Genomic DNA, 16,909 nt, shown 5'->3' with positions numbered 1-16,909 from the left:
TTGCCGATACGGGAATGCGGTGGTCCGCTGTATTCGCGGATTCGGCGTGCTTTGACAGAGGGGAGCACCGTACATGCGTGGCGAAGGCACGAGGGTGGTACGGAGAGGGAACGAATCTTTTGTGCTGAGTGCCTTGTACCTCGACGGGCCCTTGAGCCGGAAGGAACTGAGCGCGGCGACCGGCCTCAGCCCGTCCGCCGTCTCCCAGTCGATCACCGGCCTCGTCCAGAACGGCCTGGTACGGGAGGCGGGGAAGGCCGACTCCAACGGTGGGCGGCCGAGAACCCTTCTCGACATCAACCCCACCTTCGGCTACACGGTGGGCGTCGCGATCACCGGCAGGGCCTTGCGGATCGGCCTGTTCGATCTGTCGTGCCGCCGGATCCAGGTGGTGAAGCGCGCGCTCTCGGCCGGCGTCCAGGACATCGACGAGGTGGCCCGTGAACTCGGCATCGGCATCCGCCACCTGCTGTCCCTGAGCGGTGTTCACGACTCCGCCCTGACCGGCATCGGTATCGGGCTGCCCTCGTCGGCAAGCCCGCACCAGGCGATTCCCTGGACCTCCCGAAAACTCGAAAGCCTGCTGGGGCTCGGCATTCCCGTGTTCATCGAACGTGAGGTCAACATCCGGGCCCTGGTCGAGAGCCGGCTCGGCGCCGCGCGCGGTGTCGGCCGGGCCGTCGTGGTGCAGATAGGTCTCGGAGTCGAGGCTTCCCTCGTGGCCGATGGAACCGCGAAACGCATTCGCGATTGGGGACATACGACCATCGATTACGGAGGCCGCAGTTGCCATTGCGGAGCCCGGGGATGTGTCGAGGCATACGTCGGCGCGAGCGGCATTCTCGAGCGCTCTCTGGAACTTCCCGGACGGGAATTCCCTACGGAAGGAAATGATTTCGAACGGCTGCGCACGCTGGTCGGCTCGGCGGAGCACTGCGCGGACGCGCGCGCCCTGGTGCAGGAGACCGCCGGGTACATCGGTGCCGCGGTGGGGAATCTCATCTCGTTGCTCGCGCCGGCGCGACTCGTGATCTCCGGCTGGGCAGGCCAGTTGCTCGGGTCCCGGTTCCTGCCGGAGATCCGGGACGCGGCGACCCGGCAAGGGCGAGAGCACGGGCTTTCCCCGGCCGCCGTCCTGCTCGGACGGGTCGAGGTCGACGCGACGCTCACCGGCGCGGCCGTCCTGCCGGTCCTGGGGCTGATCAAACGCGGCACCGCCCTGCCGCGGGCGGTGGCCGGGCTTTGACTCCTTGAAGGACTCCTTGAAGGACTTGCGATCCCTCAAGGAGTCCTTCAAGGACTCGCCCGGTCAGCCGCAGGCAGGCGTCGCGATCCAGTGCCCGGTGTCGAACGGGACGGGGGAGCCTTCGGTGTAGATGTGGCGGCACGCTTCGAAGATGGACGGATGCCCCTTCACCCCGGGCACCTGGTACTCGGTGGGCGGGTACTCCTCGTGCGCCTTGCGCCACGCTTCCGCGCTGGTCCACCGGGCGATGTTGATGTACCGGAAGGTGCTGTCACCCACGTCGGTGTTGCGATGCAGATGCGCCTCCAGCAGCGCCCCTGTCTTCCGGAAGACCGCCGACGTCCGGTCCCAGTTCGCCAGGAACTCCTCTTCCCGCTCCGGCGGGACGATGAAGACGTTGATGAGCGTCGCTTCCACAAGGTTCCTTTCTAACGGGCGAGTTCTTCGAGTGACCGCTGCCGCGTCTCGATCCCGAGCTTGACGAAGACTCCGAGTCCGATCGCCAGCGCGGCGCCGAAGACTGCGAACGCGATGACGATGCCGCCGGGCTGCTCCAGGAGGAGGCCGAGCACGATCGGCGAAACGACCGCGGCCAGGCTGCGCAGGGAACTGCCCACATTGGTGGCCCAGGCCCGCATCCGGGTGGGGTAGAGCTCGGCGCTGTACATGTAGATGAGCGGGGCGTTGATGTTGACCCCGATCAGCACGATCGCACCCGACGCGAACAGCATCTGCCATCCGCTCACCCCGAACAGCCCGATCGACACGACACCCAGGACGGCACCGAACAGCGCCAGCGAGTATCCGGCGATGAACCAGAACCGGCGTCCGATCCGGTCGAGGGTCCACGCCGCCACGTACAGCACGATGAGGTCCCCGAGCGTGATCGCGCCGGTCAGCAGAGACGCCACGGACGGCGAGAGACCGCCGATCTTCACCAGCAGGGTGGGCATGAACGTGGTGAATCCCCACAGGGCGAAGAACGTGGTGAGCCAGGTCGACCACAGCAGCACGGTACGGCCGCGGTATTCGCGGCCGAGCAGCTCACCGAACCTGGTGCGGCCGCTCGGTGGCGTCGCCGCCGCAAGCGGGCCCGGTTCGGCGCCGGGCTCCTCTCCGCCCGGTCGCTTCACGGCCCGCTCCATCTCCGCGACCACATGATCGGCGTCGCGGACCCGCCCCTTCTCGACGAGGTAGCGGGGTGACTCGGGCAGGCGGAACCAAGCCCACACCGCCGTCACCAGCGGGAGCGCGCCGAGCAGGAACAGGCCCCGCCAGGCCGTCTCCGGCGGGAACACCGCCAGGAACACGCCACCGAGGAGAGAGGCGAGCAGAATGCCCCAGATGAACAGGCTTTCGTACAGGGTCACGATTCGTCCACGGGCGTTCGCCCGGACGAATTCGTTGAACATCGCCGCGGCGACCGGGACCTCGGCACCCAGCCCGATTCCCTGCAGCAGCCGGATCACCATCAGGCTGTCGACGCTCCACGAAAAGGCCGCGATGAGCGAGAGGCCACCGAAGATCACCGAAGAGGCGATGTACGCCCATTTGCGACCGTAGCGTTCCGACAGGACGCCGAAGCCGACCGCACCGAGGATCTGACCGAGGTAGCCCGCGGCGATGAGCGGGCCGGCGACGGAAAGCGGTGCGCCGAAGGTCGTCAGAATCGAGGTCAGGGCGACCGCGACGACGAGACCGTCGAAGGAGTCGATCAGTGTGCCGATACCCAGGATCGACGCGACCCTGAGGTGGACACGGGTGAACGGCAGCCGTTCGAGGCGGGCGAGAACCACGGGCCCGTCGGACGGGTCCGTCGGCGTGCTCGCGGTCGACGCCGAGGCCTTTTCGGACATGGGAGGATCCTCTCTCCTCCGGGGAGGGATGGGAAGCCGATGGGGAAGTGCGATGACCGGGTACGGACGGCCGTCGTGGTCAGGTGATCGGGTCCGGTCTCGCTGACCGCACGGTGGACGGGTCCTTTTCGGACACTTCGCCGGCGAGGAGGCGGGGCCCCCGGGGCAGTTCCTTGATCGTGCCCTGGGGAGAGGCGGCCTTGACTGGCATCCACATCCGTTTCACTCACTACGACGGCTCGCCCGGCTGTACGGCAGCCGAGAACGCAGTAATCGTGTACTAACGGATACCGGTCGCACACTAAAAGTGACCCGTCGCGGAAATCGTAGGGGAAGCACTCACCAAAGGATCACGTCGCGCCTTATTGGACTTCGGCCCCAGTCAGGAAGGTTCCCGTTTGACCACGTTTCAGCTCCCGAACTCAGTTTCCCTTACCCGAGGCGGTGGCCCCGTTCGGACGCGGAGCGGCTCAAACGCGAAACCGGCGAGTGGGGAATGCGGCGCGACCTGCTGTCGTCCGGCTTGTTCGGCTACGGCATCGGTGTGGTCGGGAAGGCGCCTCAGGGGCGAGCGGCAGTCTTCCTGCGCTGGTTCTTCTGGATCTTCGTGGTCGACGATCTCGTCGACGCCGGTTCCCGGGAACACAGCGAAAGCCTCGCGGGCTTCGCGCGAAAAGCGTTGGCGGCCAGGAAGTCCCCGGCCCTCGTGCCGGAGCGCGACCCGACGCGGGCCGAGCCCGCCTTCCGGCCGATCCGGAACAGTGGACTTCGAACAGGCGGCACCGAGCTTGTTCTGGCCTCGGTTCGACCGTGATCCGCAGCTGATGAGCCGTTCGTGCGCCGACGGTGTGGGAACCCTGAGCGAAGGCCCGGCGTGAGGCACACGCCGGGCCCTCAGCGGCCTCAGTTCTGGACGAGCCTGTCGACGACGCTGCCGTCGACGTGCACCAGGTTGCCGTTGGACAGGTTGTTGTGGTGCGTGCCCTTGTAGTCGCCCAGCACGGGAACGACGGCGATCTGCTGGCCGCCGGTGAGCGGCACGGGGCAGATGCAGGCCGCGTGGGCGAAGTTGTCGGCCGCCTGGATACCACCCTCGGTGAACTGCTGGGTGTCGTCGGCGGCCGACGCCGAGCCCGCCATGACGGCGGCCGCTCCGGCGGCCAGGAGAACAACTGTTGCGATTCGTGATGATTTGAACACGCTGGGCAACTTAACAAAGCCGGCGCTGGACCGCCGATCGGCACCTCCGACGCGAACACGGCTCCGGGCCATCGCCCTTGAACGACTGAAGCCCCGCCCCTCCGAGGAGGAGCAGGGCTTCTGACCTGCGAAAACAGATGGTGCGCGATACTGGGATTGAACCAGTGACCTCTTCCGTGTCAGGGAAGCGCTCTCCCGCTGAGCTAATCGCGCGAGGTGGAGACGGGATTCGAACCCGTGTACACGGCTTTGCAGGCCGTTGCCTCGCCTCTCGGCCACTCCACCGTGACAGGCCCGAGGGGGCCTTCCGAGCGGATGACGGGATTCGAACCCGCGACCCTCACCTTGGCAAGGTGATGCGCTACCAGCTGCGCTACATCCGCAAATCCTCGGTCTGGGCTGGAGGTCAGAGCCTTTCGGCTTTGTCCCTCACCCCGTCGCCGTGGTGTGTGTGAACACTATCCGACCCCGAAACCGGCCTTGCAACCGGGGTGCCACTTGCTGTTCGCAAGCCTGTCATCAGGCCAGATCGTTGGGGATCAGGTGGGTCAGGGCGTCGTCGACGTCGACCCAGAGGTGCTCGTTACCCGGGAGTACGACGTCGTAGGTCCTGTCGAGGAAGTCGGCCAGCTCCTGCGCGGACGCCTCGAACATGGCGTGCCCGGACGGCGAGTTCAGTTCGATGAGGACGGACTCGGGGTCTTCGACGGAGGGGCGGATGCGTACGTCACCATCGCCCGCGTCGGCCAGCAGGCCGTCGGCGAGGAGATCGCGCGCGTAGACCCACTCGACCCAGCCGGCGCGGCCGGTGCGGAAGGCGGCGACGACCGCGTAGGGGTCGCGTGTGTCGTATCGCAGTTCCACCTTGACCGGAACCGCGGGCGTCCGCGGTGCCAGGAGGTCGAACACCGCCGTCGAGCGGAGCGTCACGTGATCGTTGCGCATCGTCCTACCCTTCGTCTCCTTCCCGGCCCGGTCGAACCGAGTGGCGATGATGTGACGTTTCGGCCGGCCGATCGGAACGCGGTTTTGCCGCAGATCACCCGGATGGGGTCATCGGACCCCGAATCCCTACTTCGTCACCCCATCATCACCCGCGCGACGCGCAGCCCTACATGCGCCCTGCAGGCAGTCCACATGTACATACTGCGCGGTTTAGTCGTCACGCGATAGCACCGTCGCACGAATGTCGAAACGCGTCGCAGGCGCCCCCCGGCCGGGACAACCCCGGCTAGCTCGTGGTTGTTCGCTCCGTATTTGCTGGTGAGCGGAGTGTGGTCGGAGGGAACCACCCGTTTGCAGGCCCTCTAAAGTCGTGGGGTAGAGTCTCCCGGACACCGCGAGCGGGCGATTAGCTCAGCGGGAGAGCGCTTCGTTCACACCGAAGAGGTCACTGGTTCGATCCCAGTATCGCCCACCGGATGAAGGCCCTGGACCATCGGTCCGGGGCCTTGATTCATTCTCTGACACCAAGGGCGGCGGGGCCGTCCGGAGGCATTCGATCCCCAGGTCGGACGCGGGTTATGTGGGGGCGGTACTTCTGCCGTCGCGGACCCGCCGTCCGGCGCGGCTGAATGCATCCGGTGCGGCGGGGGTGCTGGGGCGTCGCCGGTTCGAAGATCCCTGGAGCCGACTCTTCCGGCCGGTGTGGACATTCGCCGGGGATCTCCCGTCGCGCCGCTAAAACGTCACATGATCGGCCCATCGCAACGACATTGTGATCCTCGGCACTGTAACCTTCGGCGAAAGGTCCAGACCATGGTGAGAGTGATGCAGGGCACGGGGGAACGGCTCACCCGTCCGGCTCCGGTGGACGGTCCGCCGTGACGCTGACGTGATGTGACGAAACGCCACTCCGGTGACCGATTGACAAGGTAGATCCGCCCGGGGCGGGGGTGGCTCGCGGGCCAGGGTTCCCCGCAGGCGTGAAATCCACAGTGGACCGGCCGGAGATCGACTTCCCCCGGACCGTCCACTGTGGAGTTTTCGGGGCTGTTCGGCCGATCGGGGACGCGCTGCCCCGAGTGGCCGGGAACGCCGCGAATTCGTGACTACTTTGAGTAGTTGTTCGGAGGATACGGTCTATTACCCATCGTCATCATCTTGTTATCAACGCGGCATTCATTTGCCGGAAACTCGCGCAGGATGTGGCTGGAAATCCTTGTAACGATGGCTGGAGAGTGGCCGATACCTTGGCGTGTGTCGCCCCATCGGCCGCTGTAGGACTGTGAGAATCGATCACTCTTCGAAATCGCTCTCATTTACTCAGCGTGTTGATCCGGCGTTCGGGAATCCCCACTCCGGGAGGTCTGATGGAAGAGTCGGTGCGGCCGTCGTCCACCGTTAACGGGACGCCGCAGCACATCGACCTTCAGTCGATCCCGCTCCCCCCGCAAAGGGGTGCGGGCAACGCCGCGGCGGTCGACACGACGTCGGCGCGGCCGCCGTACGCGGCTTGGGAATCGCGCTACCGTGCCTGGGTCATCGGTAGTGACGTTTTCACGGCCTTCGTGCTCATCATGATGAGCGCCTTCTTGATCGATCGATCCGATCCACACGACATGCACGCGCTCGGCACCGCCGCCGCCTTCCTGTTCGGGCTTTCGGTCTGCCGCGCCTGGAGTCCGCGGGTGCTGGGCGAGGGCGCGGAGGAGTACCGGACGCTGGGCCGGGGTCTGGTGGCCACGGCGGTCCTCGTCGCGCTGGGCGGTCTGCTCTTCGGCGCGCTCGCCGTCCAGCCGTGGGTCTTCATCGTCGTCCCGATGATCTCGGTCTTCATGTTCCTGCAGCGGTACGCGCTGAGGCAGGTGCTGCACCGGCGCAGGCGGCTCGGTGAATGCCTGCTGCCGGTACTCGCGGCGGGAAGTCCCGACACGGTCGCCGACCTCATCGCCCGCACCAAGGCCGATCCCCATGTCGGCTGGCGAGTGGAAGCCGTCTGCACGTACTCCGGCGCCGGCGCGGAGCGGGGGAGTGGCGAGGTGGAGGGCGTCCCGGTCGTCGGGAAGCTCGACGAACTCGCGGGCCACGTCCGCCGTGGCGGCTACCGGGTGGTCGCCGTGACCGCCGACCAGCACTGGAACCCGAAACGCCTCCAGCGGCTCGCCTGGGACCTCGAAGGGACCTCCGCCGAGATGGTGGTCGCCCCGATGCTGATGGAGGTCGCCGGCCCCCGGCTGAACGTCTCCGGAGTGCTGGGCATGCCGCTGTTGCGGGTCAGCGCGCCGATGTTCACCGGCGGCCGCCGTCTGGTCAAGGAGGTGCTCGACCGGTTCGGTTCCGCGTTGCTCCTCACCCTGGTCTCCCCGCTGCTGCTGGCGATCGCGGTCGCGATCAAGCTCGACGACCGCGGTCCGGTGATCTACCGGCAGCGCCGCGTCGGTCGCGACGGCCACACCTTCACGATGCTCAAGTTCCGCACGATGGTCACGAACGCGGACAAGCTCAAGCAGGACCTCCAAGCGGAGAACGAGGGCGCGGGACCACTGTTCAAGATGCGCAAGGATCCTCGTGTCACGCGGGTCGGCGCCATGCTCCGCCGGTACTCGCTCGACGAACTGCCACAGCTGCTCAACGTCGTGAGCGGTCGTATGTCGCTCGTCGGTCCCCGTCCGCCGTTGCCGGAGGAGACCGCGAAATACGCACCCGACGCGCGCCGCCGTCTGCTGGTCAAGCCGGGGCTGACCGGACTCTGGCAGGTCAGCGGCCGCAGCGACCTCAGCTGGGCCGAGAGCATCCGCCTCGACCTGCGGTACGTCGAGGACTGGTCCCTCGCCCTCGACCTGGTGATCCTTTGGAAGACCTTCCGGGCCGTGGTGCAGGGACGAGGGGCTTACTGATCCTTCGCCCTGATCGTCTGCCACAGCGGCTCGACGGCCGTCGTCCTCCGGGGCGGCGGCCGTTCTTGTGATCGACCGCACACGCAGAGGTAGTTGAGTAAGAAATAGTCAAGCGCTCAACTAGGTTGTGGGGAGTAACAAGACGCGTACGGAAGGAAGAAGCACCCATGACCACCAGCGTTGAGCCGACCGAAGCCCTGAACCTCCCGCAGGACGTCCAGGACCTGTTGTTCCGCGAGGCCCGCACCGCGAACAGCTTCAGCGACGAGCCGGTGACCGACGAACAGATCCGCGCGATCTACGAGCTGGTCAAATGGGCCCCGACGTCGATGAACAACCAGCCGCTCCGCGCGCTGGTGATCCGCACCGAAGAGGGCAAGAAGCGCCTCTCCCCGCTGATGTCCGAGGGCAACCGCGCCAAGACCGAGACCGCGCCGGTGACGGTCGTGCTGGCCGCCGACACCGAGTTCCACGAGAACCTGCCGCGAACCTTCCCGCACTTCCCGGGCGCCAAGGACCTGTTCGCCGACGAGGCGGGCCGTGTCGAGACCGCCAAGCTCAACGCGCTCCTGCAGGTCGGCTACTTCATCATCGGCGTCCGCGCCGCCGGGCTGGCCGCCGGCCCGATGACCGGCTTCGACGCCGAGGGCATCGACAAGGAGTTCTTCGGGGACAAGCCGTGGAAGTCCCTCGTCGTGATCAACGTCGGCAAGCCGGGCGACAACCCCTGGTACGACCGCCTGCCGCGGCTGGACTTCGACGAGGTCGTCGAGACCGCCTGACCTCGTCGCGCGATACGCGAAGGCCTTCTTCCGAGGGGAAGGAGGCCTTCGTGGTGTTTGGGGTAATGCGCGTGAGCCGCGCCGCGCCTGACGACTAACATCACACGAAACATCCGCTTTCATCGCGAGGAGCCCATCGTGTCCCAGCCGTCGTCAGTAGCAGCCGCAACCGCCTCGCGCGTGGTGGTACCGGCGGGCACTACGGCGGGCACCGCGGTCCGCGAAGCCGGGCTGCCGACCAAGGGGCCGGACACGATCGTCGTCGTGCGCGACGCCGAGGGGAACCTCCGCGACCTCTCTTGGGCCCCGGAGTCCGAGGTCGAGGTCGAGGCCGTCGCGGCCAGCACCGACGACGGCCGCAGTGTCATCCGCCACTCGGCCGCCCACGTGCTCGCCCAGGCCGTGCAGCAGCAGTTCCCGCAGGCGAAGCTCGGCATCGGCCCGCCGGTCACGGACGGCTTCTACTACGACTTCGCCGTCGACACCCCGTTCACCCCGGAAGACCTGCAGGCGCTCGAAAAGCGCATGAAGCAGATCGTGAAGGGCGCGCAGCAGTTCTCCCGCCGCGTCTTCGACTCGGTCGACGAGGCCAAGAAGGAACTGGCCGACGAGCCGTTCAAGCTCGAACTGGTCGACATCAAGTCCGATGTGGACACCAGCGAGGTGATGGAGGTCGGCGGCGGCGAGCTGACCATCTACGACAACCTCGACCCGCGCACCAAGGAGCGCGTGTGGAGCGACCTCTGCCGCGGCCCGCACGTGCCGACCACCAAGTTCATCCCGGCGTTCAAGCTCACCCGCGTCGCCGCCGCGTACTGGCGCGGTGACGACAAGAACCCGCAGCTGCAGCGGATCTACGGCACCGCATGGGAATCCGCCGAGGCGCAGGACGTCTACCTGGAGCGCCTCGCCGAGGCCGAGCGCCGCGATCACCGCAAGCTCGGGGTGGAGCTCGACCTGTTCTCCTTTCCCGACGAGATCGGCTCGGGGCTGCCGGTGTTCCACCCCAAGGGCGGAATCATCCGGCAGGAGATGGAGAACTACTCGCGCCAGCGGCACGTCGAGGCGGGGTACGACTTCGTCTACTCGCCGCACATCACCAAGGGCGCGCTCTTCGAGACCTCCGGGCACCTCGACTGGTACCGCGACGGCATGTACCCGGCGATGCACCTCGACGCCGAGCACAACGAGGACGGTTCGGTCCGCAAGCCCGGCCAGGACTACTACCTCAAGCCGATGAACTGCCCGTTCCACGACCTGATCTTCCGCTCGCGCGGGCGTTCCTACCGGGAACTGCCGCTGCGGATGTTCGAGTTCGGCTCGGTGTACCGCTACGAGAAGTCCGGCGTGATCCACGGCCTGACCCGCGTGCGCGGCATGACGCAGGACGACGCGCACATCTTCTGCACCCTGGAGCAGGTCCCCGGTGAGCTGAAGTCCCTTTTGGACTTCGTGCTGAACCTGTTGCGAGACTACGGTCTCGACGACTTCTACCTCGAACTGTCCACTCGGAACGACGAGAAGTACATCGGTTCCGAAGAGGTCTGGGCCGAGGCGACCGAGGTGCTGCGCACCGCCGCCGTCGACTCCGGGCTCGAACTGGTGCCGGACCCGGGTGGCGCGGCGTTCTACGGGCCGAAGATCTCCGTGCAGGCGAAGGACGCGCTGGGCCGCACCTGGCAGATGTCGACCATCCAGCTGGACTTCATGCTGCCCGAGAAGTTCGAACTGGAGTACACCGCGGGCGACGGCAGCCGCCAGCGCCCGGTGATGATCCACCGCGCGCTGTTCGGCTCGATCGAGCGGTTCTTCGGCGTGCTCACCGAGCACTACGCCGGCGCGTTCCCGGCGTGGCTTTCGCCGGTCCAGGTGGTCGGCATCCCGATCACCGAGGGCCAGGTCGAGCACCTGCGCGGGGTCGAGAAGGAGTTGCGGGCCAAGGGGATCCGGGTCAACGTCGACGCGAGCGACGACCGGATGCAGAAGAAGATCCGCACCCACACCACGCAGAAGGTGCCCTTCATGCTCCTGGCGGGCGCGAAGGACGTCGAGGCGGGCGCGGTGTCGTTCCGGTTCCGCGACGGCGGCCAGATCAACGGTGTCCCGGTGGCCGACGCGGTCGAGGCGATCGCAGGCTGGGTCCAGCGCCGGGAGAACTCCTCGCCGACCGTGGCGGGCTTGGAGGCGGTACTCCGGTGACGGGCCCCGATGGCCCCGAAGTCGTCGGACAGGACGGTGTGGGGGTCCCGGACGCGTTGCAGCGCCTGTGGACCCCGCATCGGCTCGCCTACGTGCAAGGGTCGAAGAAACCCGACGAGGGCTGCCCGTTCTGCCATCTCCCCGAGAAGAGCGACGAGGACGCGCTGATCCTCGCGCGGGGGAAGACCGTGTACGCGGTGCTGAACCTGTACCCGTACAACCCCGGTCACCTGATGGCCGTGCCGTACCGCCATGTCGCGGACTACACGGATCTGACGGCGGAAGAGACCGTCGAGGTCGCGGAGTTCACCCAGCACGCGATGCGGGTGATCCGGGAGGTGTCCTCGGCGCACGGGTTCAACATCGGGATGAACCAGGGCGTGATCGCCGGCGCGGGGATCGCCGCGCACCTGCACCAGCACGTGGTGCCGCGGTGGGGTGGCGACGCGAACTTCATGCCGGTGATCGGGCATACGAAGGTGCTGCCGCAGTTGCTGGGGGAGACGCGGCAACTGCTGGCGGACGCCTGGTAGGTCCGGGCTCTCTGGCCGCGAGTGTCATGAAAGGGGCGTTCAGGACGTTTTTCGTCCTGAACGCCCCTTTCATGACATCTGGGGAGTGAGGCGCCGGCCCCACGTCAACGCCTCGGCGAGACGAACGTCAGGCGTTGAGAGCGGCCTGCAGCTCGATGTCGATCTTGACCTTCTCGGACAGGAAGGCGTTGCCCTCCGGGCCGATGCCGAAGTCGCGGCGGTTCACGGTCGCGCTGGCCGAGACGCCGAGGGTGGTGGCGTTGTCGTTCGCCGGGTTGGTGCCGATGCCGTTGAACTCGGCCTCGAGCGAGACCTGGACGGTCTTGCCGCGCCAGGTGAGCTCGCCGTCGATGACGTAGTCGCCGCCGTCCTCGCGGATGCCGGTCGAGCGGAAGGTGATGACCGGGTGCTCGTCGACGTGGAAGAAGTCCTCGGACTTGAGGTGCGTGTCACGCCCGTCGACACCGCTGGCGACCGACGAGGCGTCGATCTCGACGGTGACCGAGGAGTCGAGGATGTTGTCGGCGGTGACGACCTCACCGGTGAAGGCGGTGAAGTTGCCCCGGGACTTCGCCAGGCCGAGGTGCTTCACGGTGTAGGCGATGTCGGAGTGCGCGGTGTCGATCGTCCACTTGCCTGCGACGTAGCCCGGGATCTCGGTGGTGGTCATGAAAGTCGATCTCCAAAAAGTCTGTGTGCGTCTGTGGCGAACCCTCGTCTGGTTGAGCGCTCAACAATGACTGTAGCGCAGTTTGGTTGAGCGTTCAACCAGGGGTAGTATGGGCGTCATGTCCGAACCCCGATGGCTCTCCGACGAGGAGCAAAAAGTCTGGCGCGACTTCTCCGCGGCCACGCGGATGCTGCAAGCGCATTTGGAGGGCCAGCTCCAGCACGAGGCGGGCATGCCCCACACCTACTACGAGGTGCTCGTCGCCCTGTCCGAAGCACCGGGCCGCAGGCTGCGGATGAGCGAACTCGCCGACGCGCGCAAGGCGTCACGCAGCAGGCTCTCGCACGCGGTCGCGAGGCTGGAGGCGAACGGCTGGGTGCGGCGTGAGTCCTGTCCCACCGACAAACGCGGTTCCTGGGCGGTGCTCACCGACGATGGTTTCGCCGCGCTGGAGGAGGCCGCGCCCGGGCACGTCGAGGCCGTCCGCGAGAGTCTCTTCGATCCGCTGACCCCCGGACAGGTGAAGGCGCTCGGTGAGATCAGCGCCGCCGTGCTGGCGCGGCTGTCGCCGAAATGCGCCGCGGCGGAGGCGGAAATGGCGCTCCGGGAAGAGTCTCTCCCGGACCTCGGGGAGACGGCCGAACTGGCCAAAGCGGACTGACCGGGAGCCCGTCCGGGGCGGGCACGACGACGGGCGTCGGTGCGGGTGGATAGGCTTCGGGCGGCCACCCGACCCTGCTGCTTAGGTGCACCTGAAGAACCGATGCTCAACATTTTCGCGCGCGCCTCCGTTTCCCGCGTCACCGACCCGATGGGGAAGGTGCTCGTGCGCGCCGGTCTGACCCCGAACGCGATGACCGTCATCGGCACGGCCGGGGCGGTTCTCTGCGCGCTCGGGTTCTTTCCCAACGACATGCTGCTGTGGGGCACCTTCACCGTCTGGGGCTTCGCGATGCTGGACCTGCTCGACGGCGCGATGGCCCGCGCCCGCGGGTACGGCACGGCGTTCGGGGCCGTTCTCGACGCCACCTGCGACAGGCTGGTCGACGGCGCGTTGTTCGCCGCGATCGCGTGGTGGTGCTTCGTCCACGACGACAACCGCCCGGCCGCGGCCGCCGCGTTGATCTGCCTGGTGCTGGCGCAGGTCATCTCGTACGTCAAGGCCCGCGCCGAGGCTTCCGGGCTGGAGGCGGACGGCGGGCTCGTCGAGCGCGCGGAACGGCTGATCATCGCCCTCGTGGGAACCGGACTGCACGGTCTGGGCGTTCCGTACACCGTGGACATCTCGCTCTGGCTGCTCGCGGTGCTTTCGGTGATCACCCTGCTGCAGCGGACGGCCGCGGTGGCCAAGGCGGCGAGGGCCGCCAAGGCGGCCGGGCCACCCGTCGCGGAGGGCGGGGCATGAGCGGGTTCTCCCAGCGGCTCAGCGACTTCGGCTACGCGACGGGCTGGCGGCTCGCACGCTGGCTGCCGGAGTCGGCGGGCGCGGTGACCTTCGGGCTGGGCGCCGACCTCGCCGTCCGGCGGGACGGCGGCGGAGTACGCCAGCTGCGGCGCAACCTCGCCCGGGTCGTGCCCCAGGCCGACGGCGTCGAGCTCGACGAACTGACCCGCCGCGCGATGCGCTCCTACGCGCGCTATTGGCACGAGATGTTCCGGCTGCCCTCGATGGATCACAAGGAGGTCAGCCGCAAGGTCGCCCAGTCGATCACCGGGGTGGAGAACCTCGACGCGGCCCTCGCCGAAGGCAACGGCGCGGTGATGGCGCTGCCGCACAGCGGGAACTGGGACGCGGCGGGCGTCTGGCTCGCGGACTACCTCGGCGGTTTCACCACTGTCGCGGAGCGGCTGAAACCCGAGTCGCTGTACCAGCGGTTCGTGTCCTACCGGGAATCGCTCGGGTTCGAGATCGTGCCGCTGACCGGCGACAGCTCCGCGATGCGCGTGCTGCTCAAGCGGCTGCGGGAGAACAAGGCGATCTGCCTGGTGGGGGACAGGGACCTGACGAACTCCGGGGTTCCGGTCAAGTTCTTCGGCGAGCAGACCCGCATGCCGGGCGGCCCGGCCCGGCTGGCCGCCACCACCGGCGCCGCGCTGATCCCGGCGGGCTGCTGGTTCACCGAGGACGGCTGGCAGATCCGGCTGCACCCGCGGATCCGGGTCACGAACCGGTCCGAGGTCCCGGCGGCCACCCAGGCGCTGGCGGACATCTTCGCCGGGGACATCGCCGCGCATCCGGCCGACTGGCACATGATGCAGAAGTTCTGGCTCTCCGATCTCGAAGCCGGCGAACAGGCCGACCTCGGCGAAGCGAGCTGAGCCGATGGCTCAGGCGCGGGTCATGAAGATCGGGATCGTCTGCCCTTACTCGTTCGACGTGCCGGGCGGTGTGCAGGGCCACGTCATCGACCTCGCGAAGGCACTGCTGGCGCGCGGGCACGAGGTCTCGGTCCTCGCCCCGGCGGACGAGGACTCCGACGTCCCGGATTTCGTCGTCCCCGCCGGGAAGGCGCTCGGCATCCCGTACAACGGCTCGGTCGCACGGCTGCAGTTCGGCCCGGTGTCCTACGCCCGCGTGCGGCGGTGGATCCGCGACGGCGACTTCGACGTCCTGCACCTGCACGAGCCCGCCGCGCCGAGTCTCTCCCTGCTGGCACTGAAGGTCGCGGACGGTCCGATCGTGGCGACCTTCCACACCGCGACCACCCGTTCGCGCACCCTCGCGGCGTTCCAGCCGGTGCTCCGGCCGCTGCTGGAGAAGATCACCGCGCGGATCGCGGTTTCGGCGCTGGCCCGCCGGGTCCAGGTCGAGCACGCCGGCGGCGACGCGGTCGAGGTGCCCAACGGCGTCGACGTCGACTTCTTCTCCCGCGCGCTCCCGCTGGACGGCTATCCGCGAGCCGGGGGCACGGTCGGCTTCGTCGGGCGGTACACCGAGCCCCGCAAGGGGATGGGTGTCCTGCTGGAGGCGCTGCGGATGCTGTTGCCGGAGTACGAGGAGCTGCGGCTGCTGGTGGTCGGCCGCGGCGACGCCGATCAACTCCGGCGCGAGGCGGGGCCGGAACTGGCGCCGCACATCGACCTGCTCGGCCAAGTCGACGACGAGACGAAGGCCCGTGCGCTGCGCAGCGTCGACGTCTACTGCGCGCCGAACACGGGCGGCGAGAGTTTCGGGATGATCCTCACCGAGGCGATGGCGGCGGGCACTCCGGTGCTGGCGAGCGGCCTGGACTCGTTCCGCCGGGTCCTCGACGACGGCAAGGCCGGGCTGCTGACCGAGACCGGCGACGCGGCGGCGCTGGCCGATGGATTGCGTGAGCTGCTCGGCGACCCGGCACGGCGGGCGTCGCTGGCGGCGGCCGCGGGGGAGCGGGTCGCGATGTTCGACTGGTCCGTGGTCACCACGCAGGTCCTGCGGGTGTACGAGACGGCGATCGCCGCCGACCCCCGGCGGGTCGGCGCCGGTGAACGCGAGTTCAGCCGATGACGACCTGGGTGTGGATCGGTGGCCTGGTGGCCGCGATCGTGGTACTGGGTGGGCTGTTCCTGCTCGCGACGGCGAACCGGCTGGACCGGCTGCACGTCCGCACGGACGCGGGCTGGGCGGCGCTCGACGCCGCCCTCGCGCGGCGCGCGGTCGTCGCCAGGGCGGCCGCCGCGATCCTGGGCGACGAGGATCTGCGCGGCCTGGCCGAGCGTGCGGAGCGGGCGAAGAGGCCGGACCGCGAAGCCGAGGAGAGCGAACTGACACTCCGGCTGGCCCGCGTCGACCGAGCGACCTTGCCACCGCCGCTGGCCGAGGAGCTGACCGACGCCGAACACCGCGTCGTCATCGCGCGCCGCGTGCACAACGACGCCGTCCGGGACACACTGCATCTGCGGAGGCGCCGGAAGGTCCGGTATTTCGGCCTCGCCGGGACCGCCCCGCTCCCGGAATACTTCGAAATCGCCGAGCCCGACCTCTGACCCCTTCGCATTTCGTCCTCTGAATGCGGTAGTTGGCAACCCGAACTACCGCATTCAGAGGACGAAATGCGGCAGGATGGGGGCGTGAGCGGAGAGCAGCGGGTCTTGGTGGCGGTGTTCGCGACGCCGGTGGCGTCGTTCCTCCTGCGCTACGGCAAGGATCTCGGGTACACGCCGGTGTTGTTCGAGCCGGACGGCGCACGGGCGACAGACGTCGAGGGCGGCTTCGAGACCGTCACGATGGTGCCGGAACTCGGTCCGGACGCCGACGTGGTCGTCACCGATCACAACCGGCTCGAACTCGGCGAAGTACTCAAGGCCGTGCTGGACCACCCGGCCCGGTGGGTCGGCGTTCTCGGCAACCCTCGCCACGCCGGTCCGCATGTCGCCGCGCTCAAAGCCCTGGGCGTGCCGGATCCCGAGATCGCCCGCGTGCATCGCCCGGTGGGGTTGAACATCGGCTCCCGCACACCGCCTGAGATCGCCGTCGCCACGCTGGCCGGCCTCGTGGCGGACCGGAACGGACGGCCGGGCGGCTTCGAGTTTCCGTCACCCCGCATTTAGTCCTCTGAATGCGCTCCATGCACACGCAAGTACCGCATTCAGAGGACTGAATGC

At 68.0% G+C, this 16,909-nt stretch carries 17 protein-coding genes and 4 tRNA genes; 13 read left to right on the top strand and 8 right to left on the bottom strand.

Features of this window, described 5'->3' with window-relative positions:
• Positions 1-121 precede the first annotated feature (121 nt).
• Positions 122-1,246, top strand: coding sequence for an ROK family transcriptional regulator (locus IE302_RS07240; RefSeq protein ID WP_191252881.1), 1,125 nt, complete (start codon positions 122-124; stop codon positions 1,244-1,246).
• 63 nt (positions 1,247-1,309) lie between these two features.
• On the opposite strand, the gene IE302_RS07235 is transcribed toward IE302_RS07240, so the two are convergent.
• Complete coding sequence (locus tag IE302_RS07235; RefSeq protein ID WP_191252879.1) at positions 1,310-1,663, bottom strand: antibiotic biosynthesis monooxygenase family protein; 354 nt, start codon at positions 1,661-1,663, stop codon at positions 1,310-1,312.
• Positions 1,664-1,674: 11 nt separating this feature from the next.
• Complete coding sequence (locus tag IE302_RS07230) at positions 1,675-3,102, bottom strand: MFS transporter (RefSeq protein WP_191252877.1); 1,428 nt, start codon at positions 3,100-3,102, stop codon at positions 1,675-1,677.
• A gap of 496 nt (positions 3,103-3,598) precedes the next feature.
• On the opposite strand from IE302_RS07230, the gene IE302_RS07225 reads away from it, so the two are divergent.
• Positions 3,599-3,916: an isoprenoid biosynthesis enzyme family protein gene (locus tag IE302_RS07225; RefSeq protein ID WP_191252875.1), complete on the top strand. Its 318-nt coding sequence runs from the start codon at positions 3,599-3,601 to the stop codon at positions 3,914-3,916.
• A gap of 89 nt (positions 3,917-4,005) precedes the next feature.
• Here IE302_RS07225 and IE302_RS07220 read toward each other — a convergent pair whose 3' ends face one another.
• The 5 genes from IE302_RS07220 to IE302_RS07200 form a co-directional block, all read right to left on the bottom strand.
• A complete protein-coding gene (locus IE302_RS07220) occupies positions 4,006-4,302 on the bottom strand; it encodes a hypothetical protein (RefSeq protein ID WP_191252873.1) in 297 nt (98 codons plus the stop codon).
• A 138-nt stretch (positions 4,303-4,440) separates the two neighbouring features.
• A tRNA-Val gene (locus tag IE302_RS07215) sits at positions 4,441-4,515 on the bottom strand.
• 1 nt (position 4,516) lies between these two features.
• Positions 4,517-4,587, bottom strand: a tRNA-Cys gene (locus tag IE302_RS07210).
• Positions 4,588-4,612: 25 nt separating this feature from the next.
• Positions 4,613-4,685, bottom strand: a tRNA-Gly gene (locus tag IE302_RS07205).
• 136 nt (positions 4,686-4,821) lie between these two features.
• Positions 4,822-5,247 (bottom strand): SsgA family sporulation/cell division regulator, encoded by a 426-nt coding sequence (locus IE302_RS07200; protein WP_005159130.1) that lies wholly within the window; start codon positions 5,245-5,247, stop codon positions 4,822-4,824.
• 400 nt (positions 5,248-5,647) lie between these two features.
• On the opposite strand from IE302_RS07200, the gene IE302_RS07195 reads away from it, so the two are divergent.
• From IE302_RS07195 to IE302_RS07175, 5 genes are all read left to right on the top strand, one after another.
• A tRNA-Val gene (locus IE302_RS07195) sits at positions 5,648-5,719 on the top strand.
• 895 nt (positions 5,720-6,614) lie between these two features.
• Entirely contained in the window at positions 6,615-8,141 is a 1,527-nt protein-coding gene (locus IE302_RS07190) for a sugar transferase (protein WP_191252871.1), read from the top strand.
• Positions 8,142-8,308: 167 nt separating this feature from the next.
• On the top strand, positions 8,309-8,923 hold the full coding sequence (locus IE302_RS07185) for a malonic semialdehyde reductase (RefSeq protein WP_191252869.1): 615 nt from the start codon (positions 8,309-8,311) through the stop codon (positions 8,921-8,923).
• 180 nt (positions 8,924-9,103) lie between these two features.
• Positions 9,104-11,122, top strand: a complete 2,019-nt coding sequence (gene thrS / locus IE302_RS07180) for a threonine--tRNA ligase (protein WP_229907634.1) — start codon at positions 9,104-9,106, stop codon at positions 11,120-11,122.
• Positions 11,119-11,655, top strand: a complete 537-nt coding sequence (locus IE302_RS07175; RefSeq protein ID WP_191252865.1) for an HIT family protein — start codon at positions 11,119-11,121, stop codon at positions 11,653-11,655. The genes thrS and IE302_RS07175 overlap by 4 nt, the downstream gene beginning before the upstream one ends.
• Positions 11,656-11,782: 127 nt before the next feature.
• Here IE302_RS07175 and IE302_RS07170 read toward each other — a convergent pair whose 3' ends face one another.
• Positions 11,783-12,325, bottom strand: coding sequence for a YceI family protein (locus tag IE302_RS07170; protein WP_191252863.1), 543 nt, complete (start codon positions 12,323-12,325; stop codon positions 11,783-11,785).
• Between the two features lie 118 nt (positions 12,326-12,443).
• Here IE302_RS07170 and IE302_RS07165 point away from each other — a divergent pair, with 118 nt between their 5' ends.
• The 6 genes from IE302_RS07165 to IE302_RS07140 all read left to right on the top strand — a co-directional run bounded on the left by IE302_RS07165 (position 12,444) and on the right by IE302_RS07140 (position 16,855).
• On the top strand, positions 12,444-12,986 hold the full coding sequence (locus IE302_RS07165) for a MarR family winged helix-turn-helix transcriptional regulator (protein WP_191252862.1): 543 nt from the start codon (positions 12,444-12,446) through the stop codon (positions 12,984-12,986).
• A 102-nt stretch (positions 12,987-13,088) separates the two neighbouring features.
• Entirely contained in the window at positions 13,089-13,730 is a 642-nt protein-coding gene (gene pgsA, locus IE302_RS07160) for a phosphatidylinositol phosphate synthase (RefSeq protein WP_191252861.1), read from the top strand.
• Positions 13,727-14,644 carry a phosphatidylinositol mannoside acyltransferase gene (locus IE302_RS07155; protein WP_191252860.1) on the top strand — a complete coding sequence of 306 codons (918 nt, stop codon included), beginning with the start codon at positions 13,727-13,729 and terminating at the stop codon, positions 14,642-14,644. Before pgsA ends, IE302_RS07155 begins: the two co-directional genes overlap by 4 nt.
• A 22-nt stretch (positions 14,645-14,666) precedes the next feature.
• Entirely contained in the window at positions 14,667-15,812 is a 1,146-nt protein-coding gene (locus IE302_RS07150; protein WP_191253167.1) for a glycosyltransferase family 4 protein, read from the top strand.
• The gene (locus tag IE302_RS07145) at positions 15,809-16,291 is read left to right on the top strand and encodes an NUDIX hydrolase (RefSeq protein WP_191252859.1); all 483 of its coding nucleotides are present in this window, start codon (positions 15,809-15,811) and stop codon (positions 16,289-16,291) included. The genes IE302_RS07150 and IE302_RS07145 overlap by 4 nt, the downstream gene beginning before the upstream one ends.
• A gap of 66 nt (positions 16,292-16,357) precedes the next feature.
• Positions 16,358-16,855, top strand: coding sequence for an XdhC family protein (locus IE302_RS07140; RefSeq protein WP_191252858.1), 498 nt, complete (start codon positions 16,358-16,360; stop codon positions 16,853-16,855).
• The last annotated feature ends 54 nt before the right edge of the window (positions 16,856-16,909 follow it).

This window comes from Amycolatopsis oliviviridis, assembly GCF_014654365.1.
Lineage (GTDB): Bacteria > Actinomycetota > Actinomycetes > Mycobacteriales > Pseudonocardiaceae > Amycolatopsis > Amycolatopsis oliviviridis.
This window is presented reverse-complemented; position numbering and strand designations above follow the sequence as displayed.

Excerpts from the sequence above, each read along its gene's own strand:
- IE302_RS07230 (WP_191252877.1), bottom strand. The coding sequence starts at position 3,102 with ATGTCCGAAAAGGCCTCGGCGTCGACCGCGAGCACGCCGACGGACCCG.
- IE302_RS07225 (WP_191252875.1), top strand. The coding sequence starts at position 3,599 with ATGCGGCGCGACCTGCTGTCGTCCGGCTTGTTCGGCTACGGCATCGGT.
- IE302_RS07200 (WP_005159130.1), bottom strand. The coding sequence starts at position 5,247 with ATGCGCAACGATCACGTGACGCTCCGCTCGACGGCGGTGTTCGACCTC.
- IE302_RS07190 (WP_191252871.1), top strand. The coding sequence starts at position 6,615 with ATGGAAGAGTCGGTGCGGCCGTCGTCCACCGTTAACGGGACGCCGCAG.
- IE302_RS07185 (WP_191252869.1), top strand. The coding sequence starts at position 8,309 with ATGACCACCAGCGTTGAGCCGACCGAAGCCCTGAACCTCCCGCAGGAC.
- IE302_RS07170 (WP_191252863.1), bottom strand. The coding sequence starts at position 12,325 with ATGACCACCACCGAGATCCCGGGCTACGTCGCAGGCAAGTGGACGATC.
- IE302_RS07165 (WP_191252862.1), top strand. The coding sequence starts at position 12,444 with ATGTCCGAACCCCGATGGCTCTCCGACGAGGAGCAAAAAGTCTGGCGC.
- pgsA (WP_191252861.1), top strand. The coding sequence starts at position 13,089 with ATGCTCAACATTTTCGCGCGCGCCTCCGTTTCCCGCGTCACCGACCCG.
- IE302_RS07155 (WP_191252860.1), top strand. The coding sequence starts at position 13,727 with ATGAGCGGGTTCTCCCAGCGGCTCAGCGACTTCGGCTACGCGACGGGC.
- IE302_RS07150 (WP_191253167.1), top strand. The coding sequence starts at position 14,667 with ATGAAGATCGGGATCGTCTGCCCTTACTCGTTCGACGTGCCGGGCGGT.
- IE302_RS07145 (WP_191252859.1), top strand. The coding sequence starts at position 15,809 with ATGACGACCTGGGTGTGGATCGGTGGCCTGGTGGCCGCGATCGTGGTA.
- IE302_RS07140 (WP_191252858.1), top strand. The coding sequence starts at position 16,358 with ATGCGGCAGGATGGGGGCGTGAGCGGAGAGCAGCGGGTCTTGGTGGCG.